Source organism: Fusicatenibacter saccharivorans (assembly GCF_027667425.1).
GTDB classification, from domain to species: Bacteria; Bacillota; Clostridia; order Lachnospirales; family Lachnospiraceae; genus Fusicatenibacter; species Fusicatenibacter saccharivorans.
On sequence record NZ_JAQEGR010000001.1, the window covers coordinates 38,796 to 55,887 of the forward strand.

Annotated in this window: 17 protein-coding genes and 1 tRNA gene; 16 read left to right on the top strand and 2 right to left on the bottom strand. The window is 50.0% G+C overall.

The genetic code is table 11. The features are described from left to right. Positions 1-202: 202 nt before the first annotated feature. Together PGS38_RS00225 and PGS38_RS00230 are read left to right on the top strand one after the other, a co-directional pair. Positions 203-895, top strand: coding sequence for a YoaK family protein (locus PGS38_RS00225; RefSeq protein ID WP_242991102.1), 693 nt, complete (start codon positions 203-205; stop codon positions 893-895). 35 nt (positions 896-930) lie between these two features. Next, complete coding sequence (locus tag PGS38_RS00230; protein ID WP_022462506.1) at positions 931-1,212, top strand: hypothetical protein; 282 nt, start codon at positions 931-933, stop codon at positions 1,210-1,212. Between the two features lie 99 nt (positions 1,213-1,311). Here PGS38_RS00230 and PGS38_RS00235 read toward each other — a convergent pair whose 3' ends face one another. Beyond that, complete coding sequence (locus PGS38_RS00235; RefSeq protein ID WP_055267072.1) at positions 1,312-2,199, bottom strand: LysR family transcriptional regulator; 888 nt, start codon at positions 2,197-2,199, stop codon at positions 1,312-1,314. Positions 2,200-2,452: 253 nt separating this feature from the next. Between PGS38_RS00235 and PGS38_RS00240 the strand changes: the two genes are divergently transcribed. The 3 genes from PGS38_RS00240 (at position 2,453) to PGS38_RS00250 (ending at position 6,686) form a co-directional block, all read left to right on the top strand. Further along, positions 2,453-4,993, top strand: coding sequence for a heavy metal translocating P-type ATPase (locus tag PGS38_RS00240; RefSeq protein WP_055267070.1), 2,541 nt, complete (start codon positions 2,453-2,455; stop codon positions 4,991-4,993). 193 nt (positions 4,994-5,186) lie between these two features. Then, positions 5,187-6,353: a GNAT family N-acetyltransferase gene (locus tag PGS38_RS00245; RefSeq protein WP_055267068.1), complete on the top strand. Its 1,167-nt coding sequence runs from the start codon at positions 5,187-5,189 to the stop codon at positions 6,351-6,353. A gap of 27 nt (positions 6,354-6,380) precedes the next feature. Continuing rightward, positions 6,381-6,686: an acylphosphatase gene (locus PGS38_RS00250; protein WP_055218278.1), complete on the top strand. Its 306-nt coding sequence runs from the start codon at positions 6,381-6,383 to the stop codon at positions 6,684-6,686. On the opposite strand, the gene PGS38_RS00255 is transcribed toward PGS38_RS00250, so the two are convergent. Continuing rightward, the gene (locus tag PGS38_RS00255) at positions 6,687-6,938 is read right to left on the bottom strand and encodes a YlmC/YmxH family sporulation protein (protein ID WP_055267066.1); all 252 of its coding nucleotides are present in this window, start codon (positions 6,936-6,938) and stop codon (positions 6,687-6,689) included. Positions 6,939-7,080: 142 nt separating this feature from the next. On the opposite strand from PGS38_RS00255, the gene nrdR reads away from it, so the two are divergent. From nrdR to ligA, 11 genes are all read left to right on the top strand, one after another. Then, positions 7,081-7,533, top strand: a complete 453-nt coding sequence (gene nrdR, locus PGS38_RS00260) for a transcriptional regulator NrdR (RefSeq protein WP_022462512.1) — start codon at positions 7,081-7,083, stop codon at positions 7,531-7,533. A gap of 14 nt (positions 7,534-7,547) precedes the next feature. Continuing rightward, positions 7,548-8,183 carry a DUF3786 domain-containing protein gene (locus tag PGS38_RS00265; protein WP_117509119.1) on the top strand — a complete coding sequence of 212 codons (636 nt, stop codon included), beginning with the start codon at positions 7,548-7,550 and terminating at the stop codon, positions 8,181-8,183. A 130-nt stretch (positions 8,184-8,313) separates the two neighbouring features. Then, positions 8,314-9,672, top strand: a complete 1,359-nt coding sequence (locus PGS38_RS00270; protein ID WP_117509174.1) for a citrate/2-methylcitrate synthase — start codon at positions 8,314-8,316, stop codon at positions 9,670-9,672. 104 nt (positions 9,673-9,776) lie between these two features. After that, positions 9,777-10,664: a patatin-like phospholipase family protein gene (locus tag PGS38_RS00275; protein ID WP_055218274.1), complete on the top strand. Its 888-nt coding sequence runs from the start codon at positions 9,777-9,779 to the stop codon at positions 10,662-10,664. Between the two features lie 74 nt (positions 10,665-10,738). Next, positions 10,739-11,263: a YqeG family HAD IIIA-type phosphatase gene (locus PGS38_RS00280; RefSeq protein ID WP_117509173.1), complete on the top strand. Its 525-nt coding sequence runs from the start codon at positions 10,739-10,741 to the stop codon at positions 11,261-11,263. Positions 11,264-11,347: 84 nt separating this feature from the next. After that, on the top strand, positions 11,348-11,905 hold the full coding sequence (gene efp / locus PGS38_RS00285) for an elongation factor P (RefSeq protein WP_022462517.1): 558 nt from the start codon (positions 11,348-11,350) through the stop codon (positions 11,903-11,905). A gap of 269 nt (positions 11,906-12,174) precedes the next feature. Then, positions 12,175-13,086 carry a DUF5688 family protein gene (locus PGS38_RS00290; protein WP_118666314.1) on the top strand — a complete coding sequence of 304 codons (912 nt, stop codon included), beginning with the start codon at positions 12,175-12,177 and terminating at the stop codon, positions 13,084-13,086. Between the two features lie 127 nt (positions 13,087-13,213). Beyond that, a tRNA-Arg gene (locus PGS38_RS00295) sits at positions 13,214-13,286 on the top strand. 144 nt (positions 13,287-13,430) lie between these two features. Then, positions 13,431-14,309: a hypothetical protein gene (locus PGS38_RS00300; RefSeq protein WP_117509117.1), complete on the top strand. Its 879-nt coding sequence runs from the start codon at positions 13,431-13,433 to the stop codon at positions 14,307-14,309. Between the two features lie 75 nt (positions 14,310-14,384). Continuing rightward, positions 14,385-15,086, top strand: a complete 702-nt coding sequence (locus PGS38_RS00305; RefSeq protein ID WP_117509172.1) for a pseudouridine synthase — start codon at positions 14,385-14,387, stop codon at positions 15,084-15,086. Continuing rightward, positions 15,083-17,038, top strand: a complete 1,956-nt coding sequence (gene ligA / locus PGS38_RS00310) for an NAD-dependent DNA ligase LigA (RefSeq protein ID WP_117804012.1) — start codon at positions 15,083-15,085, stop codon at positions 17,036-17,038. The genes PGS38_RS00305 and ligA overlap by 4 nt, the downstream gene beginning before the upstream one ends. Positions 17,039-17,092: the final 54 nt, after the last annotated feature.

The window sequence follows — 17,092 nt, forward strand, 5'->3', positions numbered from 1 at the left end:
GTTTGTGCAAAGTGACAAAATTTCTCCTTTTTTTACGGTGTATCATATTAAAATGATTTTAAATCAATATAGTCATATGAAAAATATATGAGCATAATACGATATCCGTTTTTCCATCTCAAAAAGCGGGCGGTTATAATAAGGGAAGCAAAACGGCAGGCACCAAAAAGCCGGGCCGTCTGTTGAAAGAAAGGGAAAATTTATGGAAAAGAAAGCAAGCCTTGTAGGACGCCTGCTCTCGGAAAATCAGATGTCGGAAGCATTTATCAACAGTATGTTTCTGGCGCTGTCCGGCGGTTTTCAGGATGCCTACACGTACAATTGCAGAGATGAAGTATTCTCAAATGCCCAGACGGGAAACGTTGTGCTGATGAGCCAGAACTTTCTGGAAGGAAACTTTACGGCAGGTCTTCGGTATCTCTTCCCGATCCTCTTTTTTGCGATGGGTGTATTTCTGGCAGAAAATTTCCAGGAGCATTACCGGTATGCAAAGAGGCTGCACTGGCGGCAGGTACTTCTCGCGGCGGAAATTGTGATCCTTGCGATCGTCGGATTTATTCCGTCTTCTTATAATATGCTCGCGGCGATGCTTGTATCGTTTGCGTGCGCGATTCAGGTACAGACCTTCCGCAAGGTCGGCGGTTATTCGTATGCAAGCACCATGTGCATCGGAAACCTGCGAAGCGGAACCGCAGCGCTGTCTATGTATATGCGGGATAAGAAAAAAGAACAGCTCCGTCAGGCCGGATACTATTTCGGCGTGATTCTGGCTTTCGCCATCGGCGCCGGAATCGGAGGCGTGTTCTCCATGCTGTATGGAATCCATGTAATCTGGATTTCCTGCGGACTTCTTCTGGTGAGCTTCCTTCTGATGTCACTGGAAAAGTACCGCTGAGAAATAAGAGAGAGTGAAGAAAGAAGGCTGAAAAAATGGAAGTATTTCTGGAGTGCTGTATGACACTATTCTTTTCAGCGGCCATGCTGCTGCTGATCGTCCGCCTGGCAAAGGGTGAGGAGAAAAACATGATGTTTGCGCGTGTGTTCTCCCTGGCGTCCAACGTCGGTTTCTGGATTGGAATTGTCCGCATCGCTGTGCTGAACCGGAGCGGATTTCTGATGTTCTTCTACATCACAGGCGCAATGCTTTCCTACACGGCGATGGTATTTGCCATGCCGCATAAAAAAGAGCAGATTGCCGGACAGCAGGCATAAATAAAAAAGAGACCCTGTATACGGGAAGGATGGAGCAGCGATGTTCCGTCCGCCGGTAGACAGGGTCTTTTTCTGTTTCAAACAAAAGTTCATAAAATCTTATACGCGTTCCAGAAGCTCCTCGATCAGCTCTTTTGCCGCCGCGTTCTGGTGCTGCCGCGGGTTGATGATAAGACAGATTTCACGTTTGGGGGCCTCCTCGATGAGCGGAATCCGACAGACGGTACGGCTCTTTAAGGCATCGCGTGCCAGCTCCTCCGGATAAAATCCGATGCCGAGGTTATACTCGACCATAGGAAGAATCTGATCCGTCGTCGCCGCCTCCATATCGGGGTGGAAGGCGAGGCTGTGATTCAGAAAGTACTCGGCGTACAGCTCCCGCGTGCCGGTGTCTTTGGCAAGCGAGATAAAAGGATATTCTGACAATTCGCCGAGATGATGCGGCTCTGCGGAAAGGGATGCATATTTCGATCCGCCGATCAGAATTTCCTGGAATGGGAAAATCGGGATCTTGTGCAGCGGTTTGCGGATTTCCACCGGGCTTGTGACGACTGCGAAGTCGACCAGACCGTTTTCGAGCGCCTGGATGGCCTGCGGCGTCGAGTGGTTGGAGATGCGCAGGCGGACGTGCGGATAGCGGGTGTGGAAGTGCTCCAGGCGGGAGAGCAGCATCAGACGAAGTGCCGTCTCGCTCGCACCGATTGTGATAAGGCCGCTCTCAAGAGACCGCTCAAGAGCCAGCTCCTCCTCAACCGTGCGGAGCTGTTCGTAGGCAACGGCCACACGCTCATACACCTTTTCGCCCTCCGCTGTCAGTGTGACACCCTGGTGGGAACGGATAAAAAGTTTGCAGCCAAGCTCACTTTCCAGATTGTTCATGCACCGTGTGATGTTGGGCTGGTTGTTTTTCAGAATTTCCGCGGCTTTTGTAAAGCTGTGATATTGTGCTACGAAGTAAAAAATGCGATAATAATCATATGTAATCATAAAAACCTCCGAAGGATGAAGAAGAAAAAATCATCCATGATTGCTTCAATATAAAATACATGCGCCGGGTTGTCAAGGGATTTCTGAGGATGGTCCGGCCGGATTGTGCGGGGGATGGCAGAAGAGAAGTGGAAATTTTTTGAAAAAACACTTGCAAAATACCCAGACAGGGTATATAGTGTAGAAGAAAATAAGATACCCTATTGGGGTATATGAAAAAGAAAATCCAGAACTACAGAAAGGAAGACATACGATGGAACAGTACAATGTAACCGGTATGAGCTGCGCCGCCTGCCAGAGCCGTGTCGAAAAAGCCGTGTCAAAGGTACCCGGTGTCACATCCTGCGCAGTCAGCCTTCTGACAAATTCCATGGGCGTGGAGGGAACGGCCTCCCCGGCAGAGATTATTGCCGCCGTGGAAAATGCAGGCTACGGTGCGTCGAAAAAAGGCGAGAAGGGAAGCACATCACAGTCGGCTTCCACAGCAGAATACGAAGAGATGCTGAAAGACAAGGAAACACCGGTCATGAAACGCCGTCTGGTGAGCTCCGTTCTTCTTTTGATTCCGCTCATGTATTTCTCCATGGGCCATATGATGTGGGGATGGCCGCTGCCGAAATTCTTTGAAGGAAACCACATCGCAATGGGACTTGTACAGCTCCTGCTTACCATTGCGGTCATGGTCATCAACCAGAAATTCTTTATCAGCGGTTTCAAGAGCCTCTGGCATAAAGCACCGAACATGGACACGCTGGTAGCGCTTGGTTCTACCGCATCGTTTGTATACAGCGTCTACGCCCTGTTTGCCATGACGGGAGCGCAGGTACAGGGGGACATGGATGCAGTCATGAGCTATATGCATGAATTTTACTTCGAGTCCGCAGCCATGATTCTGACCCTGATTACCGTCGGAAAAATGCTGGAGTCGATTTCCAAAGGAAAAACGACCGATGCGTTAAAGAGTCTGATGAAGCTGGCTCCGAAGACCGCCGTTCTCTTAAGAGACGGAAAAGAAGTGGAAGTCGGCATTGATCAGGTGAAAAAGGGCGATCATTTCATCGTCCGCCCGGGCGAAAATATTCCGGTGGACGGCGTTGTCCTGGAGGGAACGAGTGCCGTCAACGAATCCGCGCTGACTGGCGAGAGTATTCCGGTGGATAAAGAGGCCGGCGACCGCGTATCGGCGGCGACCTTAAACCAGTCCGGTTTCCTGACCTGTGAGGCGACGAGAGTCGGAGAAGACACAACACTCTCCCAGATCATTCAGATGGTCAGCGATGCGGCAGCGACAAAAGCGCCGATCGCCAAAGTGGCCGATAAAGTTTCCGGTATTTTTGTGCCGGCCGTTATCTGCATTGCACTTGCTACGATTGTGATCTGGCTGTTTGCAGGAGAGAGCGTCGGCTTTGCTCTTGCAAGAGGTATTTCCGTTCTCGTTATCAGCTGCCCGTGTGCGCTCGGTCTTGCAACACCGGTTGCGATCATGGTCGGAAACGGAATGGGAGCAAAACACGGAACGATGTTCAAAACCGCAGTTTCTCTCGAGAAGACAGGAAAAACACAGATCGTTGCACTCGATAAGACTGGAACCATCACAAGCGGAGAGCCGCAGGTAACCGATCTTGTCCCGGCGGACGGTGTAAGTGAGGAGGAGCTTTTAAAAGGTGCCTTTGCACTGGAGCAGAAAAGTGAGCATCCGCTGGCCCGTGCGATTCTTGCACTTGCAGAGGAAAAAGGCCTGGCCCGCGAAGAAGTCAGTGATTTCTCTGCGCTTCCTGGAAACGGCCTTGTGGCAAAACGGAACGGAAAAGAGCTCTGCGGAGGCAACCGCGCACTGATTACGAAAAAAGCGTTTCTCTCGAAACAGATGGAAGAGCAGGCAGCAAAACTTTCCGAAGAAGGAAAGACACCGCTGTTCTTCAGTGAAGACGGAAAGATGCTCGGTATGATCGCGGTTGCGGATGTCATCAAAGAGGACAGCCCGCGTGCGGTGAAAGAACTGCAGAATATGGGAATCCGTGTCGTGATGCTGACCGGAGACAATGAGCGCACCGCGCGTGCCATCGGCGCACAGGCAGGTGTGGACGAAGTCATCGCAGGCGTTCTGCCGGATGGAAAAGAAGCGGTCATCAGCCGCCTGAAAGAAAAAGGAAAAGTAGCGATGGTAGGAGACGGCATCAACGATGCACCGGCTCTGACCAGTGCGGATATCGGTATTGCCATCGGAGCAGGAACCGATATCGCGATCGATGCGGCAGACGTTGTCCTGATGAAGAGCCGCCTCTCCGATGTACCGGCAGCGATCCGCTTAAGCCGTGCGACCCTCAGGAACATTCACGAGAATTTGTTCTGGGCCTTCATTTACAATATCATCGGTATTCCGCTGGCTGCGGGCGTATGGATCCCGCTGTTCGGCTGGAAGCTGAACCCGATGTTCGGTGCGGCGGCGATGAGCCTTTCGAGCTTCTGCGTTGTGACAAACGCCCTGCGTCTGAATCTGTTTCGGATGCACGACGCGTCAAAAGATAAAAGAATCAAAAACGAAATTCCAAAGGAGGATCTGAACATGACAACAGAACAGGGAATGGTAAAAACCATGACAATCGAGGGCATGATGTGCGGCCACTGCGAGGCAAGAGTGAAGAAAACACTTGAGGCAATCGAGGGTGTTGCATCCGCAGAAGTAAGCCATGAAAAAGGAACAGCCGTTGTAACACTGACAGCTCCGGTATCAGACGATGTGCTGAAAACAGCCGTAGAGGCACAGGATTACACCGTAAAAGGAATCCAGTAAAACAGGAAACATTGAGAAAAGGGAAACGCGCCTGGAATGAAAATTTCCGGGCGCGTTTCTTTTTTTTACCAGATATAGCAAAAATATTGCAATTTGTTCGGAATTTTCGTGACAAAAGGACAAAAATCCGTTAGGATAGAGAAAAAGAAGAGCAAAAACAAAAGGGTTTTTAGGATCAGGAGGTTTTTTCATTATGACAGAGTACAGACTTGCAAAGCCGGAAGAGTGGGAGGACTGCATCGAACTTGCAAACTACGTGTTCAGCATGGCACACCGTCCGCACGACTTTGAGCAGTTAATTCCAAGGGTTTATCAGGCAGGACCGGAAATGGCACGGATCCACCGCGTCGCTGTTGCGGAAAACGGCAGACTCCGGGCCGAGATTGCGGTGCTTCCGCAGCAAATGGCAGCAGGGGGTAAGCTGCTCCGCGCAGGATATGTGGGAAGCGTTTCCGTGCATCCAAAGGCAAGGGGCGAAGGCCACATGAAGCGTCTTCTTGGCGATTGGATTACGGATCTGGAAGGAACGTGTGATCTTCTGGCACTGGACGGCCAGAGACAGCGGTATGCCTACTTTGGCTTTACGCCGGGAAGTGAAAAATACACGTTTTACCTGGATGTGGCAAATGTGCGCCATACCTGGAAAAACGGGGAACTCTCCGCTTACACCTTTGCGCCGCTGTTTCCGGAAAACGGCGAAGCGGACGAAGAGGCGGCAGCCTTTGCAAAGAAGCTGAATGAGGAAAAACCGCTTTACGTGGTAAGAGAGGATGTGAAAGCCTGCCTGAAAACGTTCGGCGAGCAGGCAATTGCAATCTGGAAAAACGGTGAGCGGATCGGATATCTGGCACTTTGCGGCGGAAACCAGGTTGTGGAAGCAGAAGTGTTGGAGGAACAGGATTTCGTTCCTGCACTTGCCGCTTATTTAAAAGAAAATGCGCTTGACTCTCTTTTCATTTCCATTCCGGTGTATGAGACCGGAAAAGCAGCAGCGTTATCGGAAGTCTGCGAAAGCTTCACAAAAGAGCGCTGCGGTTCCGCGATGTACCGTATTTTCCAATTTGCAGACGTCATCGAGGCAATGCTGACCATGAAAGCAGAGACGATGGGCATCAGCGATGGAACGTGGTTCGCCGTACTGGAGGGACAGCCGCTGACCGTGACGGTAAAAGATGGAACTGTGACCGTGACACGGGAAGCCCATCCGGGGGCAGATGTACTCAACCGGGAGCAGGCGCAGGAACTGCTTCTTTCACCGCTGGCAAGTAAGGGAAGCAAGGTTCCATCTGAAATCTGGAAGAACATTCCATCCGACTGGTTCCCGCTTCCGCTGTACTGTGCGACGGCAGACGAATTTTAGGCAATGACTGTTGGGAGGCAGAGAAATATGAACGAGACAGAGAAACGAGACAGAAGAGACGAAAAAGAAGAAATCCGGTACCATGTGATTTTCTACGGCCAGGTGCAGGGCGTGGGGTTCCGTTATCGGGCGTATTATGCTGCCTACCAGCTCGGACTGACCGGCTGGGTGAGAAACTGCTGGGATGAGACGGTGGAGATGGAGGTGCAGGGTGATGAGGAGACGATCACGGAGATGATCAAAAGGATCCGCACCTCCAGCTACATCGAAATCACGGATGCAAAATGGACGAAGATTCCGCTGGAATCGGAATTCGGTTTTCATATCCGTTGATCAGGGCTGTTTTTTCTCTTTTTCCGGAATTTCGACAAGAATGATATCGCTGCCGATCTGGCAGATGCGGTCCCATGGGATCACAAAATCCTCGCCGTGGCAGAAAAAGCCGCAGAATTTCACAGGACCCGGAAGAACGAGTCCGGTAAGATGTCCCGTTTTTGGATTGAATTCCACATCAATCGGACAGCCGAGCGTTTTGCAGGTGCAGATATTGATAACTTCTTTCTGGCGGAGATCTACAACGCGCATGCGGTGCTCCTTTTTACTGATTCCTATGGAAAAACATATGCGAAAATGTTGCTGCAGTTGACTTGAATTTCACGGAAAAATGCGTATACTGTAAAAGTAGAAAACTTTCCGAAATACTTATTTAGAAACGAGGACGAAAGATATGAGATGTCCATTTTGTAATCAGGATAATACCCGGGTTGTGGATTCACGCCCGATTGAAGACAGCAATGCGATCCGCCGCCGCCGGATGTGCGATGTCTGCGGCAGACGCTTTACGACATACGAAAAAGTGGAGACGATCCCTTTGATCGTCATCAAAAAAGATATGAACCGCGAGCAGTATGACCGCTCGAAAATCGAGACCGGTATCCTGCGCGCCTGCCACAAACGGCCGGTGTCCGCCGAGAAGATCAACGAGATGGTCAACAAGGTGGAGACGGAGCTTTTCAACGGCGAGGAACGCGAGATTCCAAGCTCTGTGATCGGAGAGAAGGTCATGCATTACTTAAAAGACCTGGATCAGGTGGCGTACGTCCGCTTTGCGTCGATTTACCGTGAGTTCAAGGACGTCAACACGTTCATGGACGAGCTGAAAAAGATGCTCGACAAATAGCGGGAGGCAAAAAAATGGAAGTGTCGAACTATATTAAAATGCGTGATCAGATGCAGGAACGTTTTCTGACATACGATCAGAAGGAGATCGAAGGAAAGTATGGCTTTGCGTTTGATGGCGATTATTTCTATGTGCCGTATCTTTTTGAAGAATGGAGAGTGAACCGCCATACCGGCGTTGTAGAGGGATCAAAAGACCATTTTCTTCATGTACATCAGGGCAGTTTCAATGAGACGCTGACGATTTTCGACCTGCTCTGCTGCGGAAAGAAGGAGATTGTGCTCGCCGGCACGTATGCGCGTACCAATTCCTTAAAGGGAACGATCAAAGGCCGCACGATTGCGTCCGGCGTTCACGACAGCCGCGCCGCACGGTATGACGGGCATGTGGAACAGCTGAAAAAAGCATGCGTTTCCCTTGGCGGAAAACCATATTTCCCGGGAGACGCTGCTTTTGTTTTTCATGTCTTTCCGTTTCTGCCGCTCGTCTTCCAGTTCTGGGAGTCCGATGAGGAATTCCCGCCGGTGCTGAAGTTTATGTGGGATGAAAACGTCCTCGATTATCTGCGGTTTGAGACGCTGTATTACGTGATGGGAGATTTCCTGGACGCACTGGATCAAGCCTTCGATGCATGTAAAACAGAAGCCTGATACCTTTTGTGAGACAAAATCTTACGAAAATTTTTCGAATGTTTATAAAAATTTCAGTATACGAATCCCTTGGTTTAATGCTATAATGAGCGAAAGTGAGTAAAAAAAGAGAAGAGAAAGGGGAATGCATATGGCTTTTAGCATGAAAGTAACACCGGAAATAGAGGAACTGACAAACATCTGTCTGGATAACTCCAAAATGGATGTTTCGCTGTATGGGCAATACGATGTAAAACGCGGACTGCGCGATGTCAACGGCGTTGGCGTCCTTGCGGGACTGACACAGATTTCAAACGTTGTGTCTTCGGATATCATTGACGGCGTCAAAACACCGTGTGACGGACGTCTGTACTACCGCGGCATCAACGTGGAAAAACTGACCCAGGGATTTTTGAGTGAAAACCGTATGGGATTTGAAGAAGTCGCTTATCTGCTCCTGTTTGGAAATCTGCCGAATGAAGAGCAGCTTAAGCATTTTAAGACGATTTTAAAACAGCAGCAGTCCCTGCCGAAGAACTTTGTGCGTGACGTTGTTATGAAAGCGCCGACCAAGGACATGATGAACACTCTGTCCCGAAGCGTTCTGACCCTGTACGCGTACGACAACCACGCAGATGATACCTCCCTTCCGAATGTGCTTCGCCAGTGCATTAACCTGATTTCTGTTTTCCCGATGCTGTCCGTCTATGGCTATCAGGCGTACAACCATTATATCAAGGGAAAAAGTTTATATATCCACAATCCGTCGAAGAAGCTTTCCACCGCAGAAAACATTCTGCTGATGCTCCGCCCGGATCAGAAATACACCCCGCTGGAGGCGAAGATCCTCGATCTTGCCCTCGTCCTCCACATGGAGCACGGCGGCGGTAACAACTCAACCTTTACAACACATGTTGTTTCTTCTTCCGGAACCGATACGTACTCCGCAATTGCAGCGGCGCTCGGCTCCTTAAAGGGACCGAAGCACGGCGGTGCAAACATCAAGGTTGTGCGGATGTTCGACGATATGAAGTCACACGTCAAAGACTGGACGGATGAGGAAGAAGTATCGAATTACTTAAGAAAGCTGCTGCACAAAGAGGCGTTCGACCAGAAAGGTCTGATTTACGGTATGGGCCATGCGGTTTACTCCATTTCCGACCCGCGTGCGCGCATCTTCAAGACCTTCGTTGAGCAGCTGGCAAAAGAAAAACACAGAGAGAAAGATTACCGGCTGTACGCTATGGTCGAGGAACTGGCTCCGAAGATCATCGGCGAGGAGCGCCATATTTACAAAGGTGTATCCGCAAACGTCGACTTCTACAGCGGCTTCGTTTACAGCATGCTGGATCTTCCGCTGGAGCTCTACACCCCGATGTTCGCCTGCGCGCGTATCGTCGGCTGGAGTGCACACCGGATGGAGGAACTGATCAACACCGACAAGATCATCCGCCCGGCGTACAAGAGTGTCAAAGATGAAGTGGACTATGTTCCGCTGGAAAACAGATAAAACAGGCAGAAGGGCCGGAGCGTGTCGGGATTTTCCGATCTGCTCCGGCATTGCTCTGTGCAGGAAGTAATGTGTCATTGTGAAAAATAGGAGAGTGCAGGAGAATGAATGAGACAAAAAATTACAGCATAACAAAATCCGGAGCAGTCATATTGGAAGGAGGGGCCAATCGCGGCGTCTTTACAGCAGGAGCGCTGGACTTTCTGATGGAGCAGGAGTATTATATCCCTCATGTGATCGGCGTTTCCGCCGGAGCCTGCAATGCGCTGGACTATGTATCGCGCCAGATTGGCAGAACGAGGGACTGTATGATTGTCACGGATGAGAAAAACCGCTACGTCAATAAGAATATCAAGACAATCGTTGAGAAAAAAGCACTGCTCGACATGGATATGGTGTTCGAACGGTATCCGTATGAGATTTTTCCATTTGATTTTGATACGTATTTTGCATCGCCGCAGACGTGTGAGCTGGTTGTGACAAACTGTGAGACGGGACGCGCGGAATATCTGGATGACCGCGAAAATAAAGAACGTCTGCTTGCAATTGGCCGTGCATCATCGAGCATGCCGATCGCCTGCCCGATGGTGGAGATCGACGGAAACGAGTACGTCGACGGCGGTGTTGCCGATTCGATCCCGATTATCCGTTCCTTAAAGACGGGACACCGAAAAAATGTCATTATTCTGACACGGAATTTCGGTTACCGCAAAAAAGAGGGAACGAGAGGCTGGGAGCTGTATGTGGCGGCATTCCGCAAATACCCGAATCTCGTGCGTGCGCTTGTAAACCGCGCGAAACATTATAACCAGGTACTCGAATGCATCGAAAAATGGGAAGAAGAAGGCTCCGTCTTTGTGATCCGCCCGGAGATACCGGCGGTATCGCGTCTCGAAAAGGACGAGGAGAAGCTGCGGGAATTTTACCAGCACGGCTATGACCAGATGAAAGCAAATTTTGAGGCTCTGCAGGAGTTTCTGAAAGAAGAATAAAGTTACTGTATAAACGAAAAGAGGATTGGAGAAAGAAGATGAGTGGAAAAAACCAGAAGAACCGGGGAACTATACTGATGCGGATGTTTTACCCGGACCGGAGAGAAAAAAGTGCCTATACGATCGATTACGCGGATCTGTACCGGAAAGGATACCGGGGCGTGATTTTTGATATCGATAATACGCTTGTTCCGCACGGTGCGCCGGCAACGAAGGAGGCGGCTGCGTTCTTTGCGTCTCTTCGGGAGACTGGTTTTTCCACCTGTCTGCTTTCCAACAATCAGAAACCGCGTGTGGCTCCGTTTGCCGATGCGGTCGGTTCTATCTATATCGAAAATGCGCACAAGCCTTCGGTGAAAAACTACCAGGAGGCATGCCGGAGAATGGGGATCAAAGAGGAGCAGGCGGTCTTTGTCGGGGATCAGCTTTTCACCGATGTGTACGGTGCAAAACGGACCGGACTTTACAATATTCTGACCGAGCCGATCAATCCGAAAGAGGAAATTCAGATCGTTCTGAAACGGTATCTGGAGCACATTGTACTGTTCTTTTATGAGCGTGATCTGGCCCGCGGCAGGATTACGAAAAAAAACAGTTGAAAAATCGGGAAAAATATTATATTATAAGATAAGCCTATGGTGCGCATTTGGCGCATCGTACTATGTTAAGGAGGAAAAATCAGAATGATTTCAGCAGGAGATTTTAGAAACGGCGTTACCCTCGAGATCGATGGTCAGGTCGTTCAGATTCTTGAATTTCAGCATGTAAAACCTGGTAAAGGAGCTGCATTCGTAAGAACAAAATTAAAAAATGTCATCAACGGTGGTGTGGTAGAGCGTACCTTCCGTCCGACTGAGAAATTCCCGCAGGCTCGTATCGAGCGTGTAGACATGCAGTATCTGTACAGCGATGGTGATTTATTCTACTTCATGAACGTAGAAAACTATGAGCAGATCGCTCTGAACGAAGAGACCATCGGAGATGCTCTGAAATTTGTAAAAGAAAACGAAATGGTTAAAGTATGTTCCTACAACGGAAATGTATTCGCAATCGAACCGCCTCTGTTTGTAGAGCTTGAGATCACCGAGACTGAGCCAGGCTTCAAGGGAGATACCGCACAGGGTGCTTCCAAACCGGCTACCGTTGAGACTGGTGCTACCGTAAGCGTTCCGCTGTTCGTAAACCAGGGAGACAAAATCAAAATTGATACCAGAACAGGTGAATATCTGTCCCGTGTATAAGTAAGACTGTTCCCGCCGTTGTCCGTCACAACTTTCTTTGTGGCGGACACGGTTTTCTAAATAAATAGAATATTCGTCTGAAAAATGGCTGATAAAGGCTGTCGGAAGCAGTCCGGGCCCGTTTTTCTCATCGTTCGAAGTTCCGCGAACCAACGAATCTCTGGCATATACAGATCTGTACAGAGGTTTTTAAGTTGTGTTTTTCGGAGCTTTTTTTGTTCCGTAAAGCAAAAATACAAAAGGCAATCAAACAGGAAAGGTGGGAAAAAATGGACTATCAGATGTTCAAAGAGCAGCTTGCCGCGCTGCTGAAAAGAAAAGCCGGCGATGATTTTGAGGTGAAGATAGAATCGGTGCAGAAGCTGAACGGTATCGAAAAAGAGGCGTTTGTCATCAGCAGAAAGAAGGACTGGATTGCACCGACGATCTACGTGGAGCTTCTGTATGAATGCTGTCTGCAGGGCGTGCCGCTTTCTCAGATTGCAGAAAAGGTACTGGAGCAGTACCGGAAAGTGGAAGCGGAGGCGAGAAGACCGGAGAAAGCTGCCTTTTTTACCAACTGGAAAAATGCTGCGCCGCAGATCTACTGCGAGCTCATTCATGCGGAGAAAAACCGTACGCTGCTCTCCGAAGTTCCGCACAGAAAATTTCTCGATCTCGCGGTCGTGTACTATTACCAGATGCGGGGAAACCGCGTGCCGGATGCGACAATTCTGATCCACGAGACGCACCGGGAGCTGTGGGGAATTTCGGCGGAGGAGCTGGATGCCCGTGCCTGGGAGAACACCCTGCGGGATCTGCCGGTGCGCACAGACAGCCTTATGGTGTATTTGAAAGAGGAGTACGGAGTAACATTTCCCCTGTTCGAGCTTGGTCCGCTGGCGGAACAGTTTTACCTGGTCAGCAACCGCAGAGGAAAGCTGGGTGCAATCTGCATGTGCTATCCCGGCGTGCTGGAGAGTCTTTCGCAGCGCTTTGAGGCAAGTCTTTATGTGATTCCGAGCAGTATCCATGAGTGCATGGTGATTCCAGATTATGATGTGTTCCCAGAGGAGTGTCTTTCCGACATGGTACGGGACGTGAATGAAAAGACGGTCAAGCCGCAGGAGATTCTGTCGGATCACGTTTATTATTACCACCGGGAAAGCGGGGAACTGACGCTGTGTGAGGAAGAAACGTAAGCTGTGTGGCAGAATAGTCTGCGAATAATTTAAGAAAAAAATGGGCGGCTGGGTGGGAAAAATACTTTACAATTGCAGGAGTCTGTGGTAAACTATCATAGTGTGGTTGAGAAAACAGATCACATCAGCGTCTGTAGCTCAGGGGATAGAGCAACGGTTTCCGGTACCGTGTGTCGGGGGTTCGAATCCCTCCAGACGCGTTTTTGCTACATGGCATGCTGCGGCGGGCAGGACCGGCGCAGGATAAGGAAAGCCCCTGCTTCGGTGTGAAGTAGAGGTTTTTTTGCTTGCTGAGCATATCAATAACTGATCCGGCGGATCAGTTTTGATGAAGGAGGAAAAATATGGCAAAACCAATGACAACAAAAGATAAAATCCGGGAATGGATTTCCGATAATCTGCGCTACATGCTTCTGATCGGAGCAATTCTCCTGATTGTGGCAGCGGTTCTTCTCATCGTTCATCTGGTGTCACCAAAAAACGATGGAAAATCGAGCGGCGGAACCGTAACAAGCAGCAGCACCGGAAACAATGTGCCGGATAAAAAGACACAGGTAAAAGCAGACAGCAAAGCAGATTCTGAGGACAGCACAGGCATTTCATCGGACGTTTCGGATTCCGCGAATGATTCCAGTGCAGATGCTTCCAGTACCGATACTGCCAGCGCGCCGGATGCAGAGGCTGAGCCGACAAGTGAGCCGGAAGCGGCAGACGATACCAGTAATACAGAGAATACCGATAATACGGCTGTCTCCTTTGCCACGGACAATGTCCCGGAAGTAAGCACCGTGCTGGAGCAGTATTACACCGCGCTCGGTGCAAGGGATATCAACGGTCTTTTTGCAGTAACAGATAATCTGACCGCGGAGGAGCAGGCGCAGATTGAGGCAGAAAGCGATGTGGAGTCATACGGAGATGTAAAGGTCTACACGATCAGCGGTCCAAGCGACGGAACGTACATCGCGTTTGTCAGCAGCAGATGCAAATATCTGGGAATCAACCAGACCCTGCCGATGCTTTCGGAGTATTATCTCTACACGACAGAAGACGGCGGCCTGAAAATCATGGATGATACTGACAGCGATGCGGCCGTAACCGAGGCTATGAAAGCGGCGCTCGAAAACGAAGAAGTCAAAAATCTGATCGAACAGGTTCAGAACGATTATCGGAATGCACTCGATGCAGATGCTTCCCTGAGAGTATATGTAGAGAGCATTCAGTAGGAACAATAGAATAATACAAAACAAAAAAAGCAGTTTCTGGTTTTTATGAAACTGCTTTTTTGGAAGGATAAAACCATGCGCTTAAACAAATACTTAAGTGATGCGGGCGTCTGCTCGCGGCGGGAGGCGGACCGTCTGACAGAAGCGGGCGAGATTACGGTAAACGGAAAACGCGCGGAAACCGGCATGCAGGTGGAGTCTGGCGACGTTGTTGTCGTGAAAGGCAAAACCGTTGTCCCGGAGGAGAAAAAAGTCTATCTCGCCTTCAACAAACCGCGCGGCATCGTCTGTACTGCGGAAAAACGGGAGAAAAACAACGTCATCGATTATCTGTCCTACCCGGTGCGGATTTACCCGGTGGGAAGACTCGATAAAGATTCCGAAGGCCTCCTTCTGATGACGAACGACGGTGCGATCGTAAACGGTATCATGCGTGCCAGAAACCGCCACGAAAAAGAATACCAGGTCGAGGTAAACAAAGAGATTACACCGGAATTTCTGAAAGAAATGGCATCCGGCGTGCCGATTCTCGATACCGTGACGCGCTCGTGCCGGATCCAGAAAACGGGAGAGCGCAGCTTTACGATTATTCTGACGCAAGGGCTGAACCGTCAGATCCGGCGGATGTGCGAAGCATTAGGATATCGTGTCACAAAGCTGAAACGTGTGCGGATCATGAATATTCACTTGAAAGACCTGAAAACAGGGGAGTACCGCCCTTTAACGGAAAAAGAATTAGCAGAACTGAAAAAGCAGATCGGGGAGGAAAAGCGATGAACGAGACAGAACGGATGAAGGAACTGGTCAAAAAGCTGAACGAAGCGGCAAAAGCCTATTACCAGGAAGACCGGGAGATCATGAGCAACCTGGAGTACGACACGCTGTATGACGAACTGCAGGTATTAGAGGAAAAAACAGGCGTAACACTCGCCGGAAGCCCGACCACAAAAGTCGGCTACGAGGCGATGGACGAACTGCCGAAAGAAGCGCACGAGTCGCCGATGCTTTCCCTTGATAAAACGAAAGATGTGGAAGTGCTCCGCAGCTTCATCGGGGATCACAAAACGCTGCTATCCTGGAAGATGGACGGTCTGACCGTCGTTCTGACGTACCGCGGCGGTACCCTCGCAAAGGCCGTCACCCGTGGAAACGGCGTGATCGGAGAGGTTGTCACGAACAATGCAAAAGTGTTTGAAAATATTCCCTTAAAAATCCCGTACCAGGGAGAGCTGGTTCTGCGCGGCGAGGCGATCATCCGCTATTCCGATTTTGAGAAGATCAACGAGGAGATTGAGGATGTCGATGCGAAATACAAGAATCCGAGGAACCTCTGCAGCGGTTCTGTGCGCCAGCTGAACAATGAGATTACGGCAAAACGCCACGTTCATTTTATGGCATTTGCGCTTGTGAGCGCTCCGGAACAGGATTTCGAAAATTCCAGAATCCGTCAGATGGAGTGGCTGAAAGAGCAGGGCTTCGAGGTGGTGGAATACAAGGTTGTCACCAAAGATAACCTCGACGAGGCGATGCAATATTTCTCCACGAAAATCGAGACAAACGATTTCCCGTCCGATGGCCTTGTCACGTTGTATGACGATATCGCCTACGGAGAATCACTCGGCACAACCGCGAAATTCCCGCGGAACGCTTTCGCCTTCAAATGGGCGGATGAACAGAAGGAGACCACTCTGCTTGAAATTGAGTGGAGCCCGTCGAGAACCGGTCTCATCAATCCGGTTGCGGTTTTTGAGCCGGTCGAGCTGGAAGGAACTTCGGTTTCCCGCGCAAGCGTCCACAACATCAGTATCATGCGTTCGCTGGATCTCGGTGTGGGTGATAAAATCCTTGTCTACAAAGCAAACATGATCATTCCACAGATCTCAGAGAATCTGACGAGAAGCGGTGTGCGCGATATTCCGGAAACGTGTCCTGCCTGCGGCGGTGCCACCCGGATTCAGATGATGAACAATGTCGAGACCCTCTACTGTACGAATCCGGAGTGCCCGGCAAAATTCATGAAGGCATTCACCCTGTTTGTAAGCCGCGACGCGATGAACATCGACGGCATGTCGGAGGCAACGCTCGAAAAATTCGTGGGCCACGGCTTCATCCGTGAGTTTGCCGATATTTTCCGTCTCGACCGCTACCGCGACGAGATTGTGGAGATGGACGGTTTCGGTGAAAAATCATACCAGAATCTGATCGACAGCATCGAGCGCGCGAAAAACACAACGCTGCCCCGTCTGATTTTCGGACTTGGCATCTTAAATATCGGTCTTGCAAACGCGAGAATGATCTGCAAAGCCTTCGATTTCGATCTCGACCGGATCCGGAATGCATCGGCGGAGGATTTCGCGCAGATCGACGGTGTCGGAGAAGTGATTGCAAAAAGCATCGTGGATTACTTTGCGGATGAGGAAAATAAAGAACGCCTTGAGCGCCTTCTGTCGTATCTGACGATTGAGAAGCCGCAGGCAAGCCAGGAAGAACAGAAATTAGCCGGTCTTACCTTCGTCATCACCGGAAGTGTGGAACATTTCCCGAACCGGAATGCATTAAAGGCAAGAATCGAGGAGCTCGGCGGAAAAGCCACCGGAAGTGTAACGGGAAAGACGAGCTATCTGATCAACAACGACACGACATCCAGTTCCTCCAAAAACCGGAAAGCGCGCGAACTCGGCGTGCCGGTGATCTCAGAAGAGGAATTTCTGAAGATGACAGAAGAATAACGAAATATCTGCAAAGGCGGTTTGCATCCCGCGCGGGAATCTGCTATAATCGGA

What these genes read in the sequence shown, in the direction of transcription:
- PGS38_RS00225 (WP_242991102.1), top strand. Translation starts at nt 203, where the DNA reads ATGGAAAAGAAAGCAAGCCTTGTAGGACGCCTGCTCTCGGAAAATCAG.
- PGS38_RS00230 (WP_022462506.1), top strand. Translation starts at nt 931, where the DNA reads ATGGAAGTATTTCTGGAGTGCTGTATGACACTATTCTTTTCAGCGGCC.
- PGS38_RS00235 (WP_055267072.1), bottom strand. Translation starts at nt 2,199, where the DNA reads ATGATTACATATGATTATTATCGCATTTTTTACTTCGTAGCACAATAT.
- PGS38_RS00240 (WP_055267070.1), top strand. Translation starts at nt 2,453, where the DNA reads ATGGAACAGTACAATGTAACCGGTATGAGCTGCGCCGCCTGCCAGAGC.
- PGS38_RS00245 (WP_055267068.1), top strand. Translation starts at nt 5,187, where the DNA reads ATGACAGAGTACAGACTTGCAAAGCCGGAAGAGTGGGAGGACTGCATC.
- PGS38_RS00250 (WP_055218278.1), top strand. Translation starts at nt 6,381, where the DNA reads ATGAACGAGACAGAGAAACGAGACAGAAGAGACGAAAAAGAAGAAATC.
- PGS38_RS00255 (WP_055267066.1), bottom strand. Translation starts at nt 6,938, where the DNA reads ATGCGCGTTGTAGATCTCCGCCAGAAAGAAGTTATCAATATCTGCACC.
- nrdR (WP_022462512.1), top strand. Translation starts at nt 7,081, where the DNA reads ATGAGATGTCCATTTTGTAATCAGGATAATACCCGGGTTGTGGATTCA.
- PGS38_RS00265 (WP_117509119.1), top strand. Translation starts at nt 7,548, where the DNA reads ATGGAAGTGTCGAACTATATTAAAATGCGTGATCAGATGCAGGAACGT.
- PGS38_RS00270 (WP_117509174.1), top strand. Translation starts at nt 8,314, where the DNA reads ATGGCTTTTAGCATGAAAGTAACACCGGAAATAGAGGAACTGACAAAC.
- PGS38_RS00275 (WP_055218274.1), top strand. Translation starts at nt 9,777, where the DNA reads ATGAATGAGACAAAAAATTACAGCATAACAAAATCCGGAGCAGTCATA.
- efp (WP_022462517.1), top strand. Translation starts at nt 11,348, where the DNA reads ATGATTTCAGCAGGAGATTTTAGAAACGGCGTTACCCTCGAGATCGAT.
- PGS38_RS00290 (WP_118666314.1), top strand. Translation starts at nt 12,175, where the DNA reads ATGGACTATCAGATGTTCAAAGAGCAGCTTGCCGCGCTGCTGAAAAGA.
- PGS38_RS00300 (WP_117509117.1), top strand. Translation starts at nt 13,431, where the DNA reads ATGGCAAAACCAATGACAACAAAAGATAAAATCCGGGAATGGATTTCC.
- PGS38_RS00305 (WP_117509172.1), top strand. Translation starts at nt 14,385, where the DNA reads ATGCGCTTAAACAAATACTTAAGTGATGCGGGCGTCTGCTCGCGGCGG.
- ligA (WP_117804012.1), top strand. Translation starts at nt 15,083, where the DNA reads ATGAACGAGACAGAACGGATGAAGGAACTGGTCAAAAAGCTGAACGAA.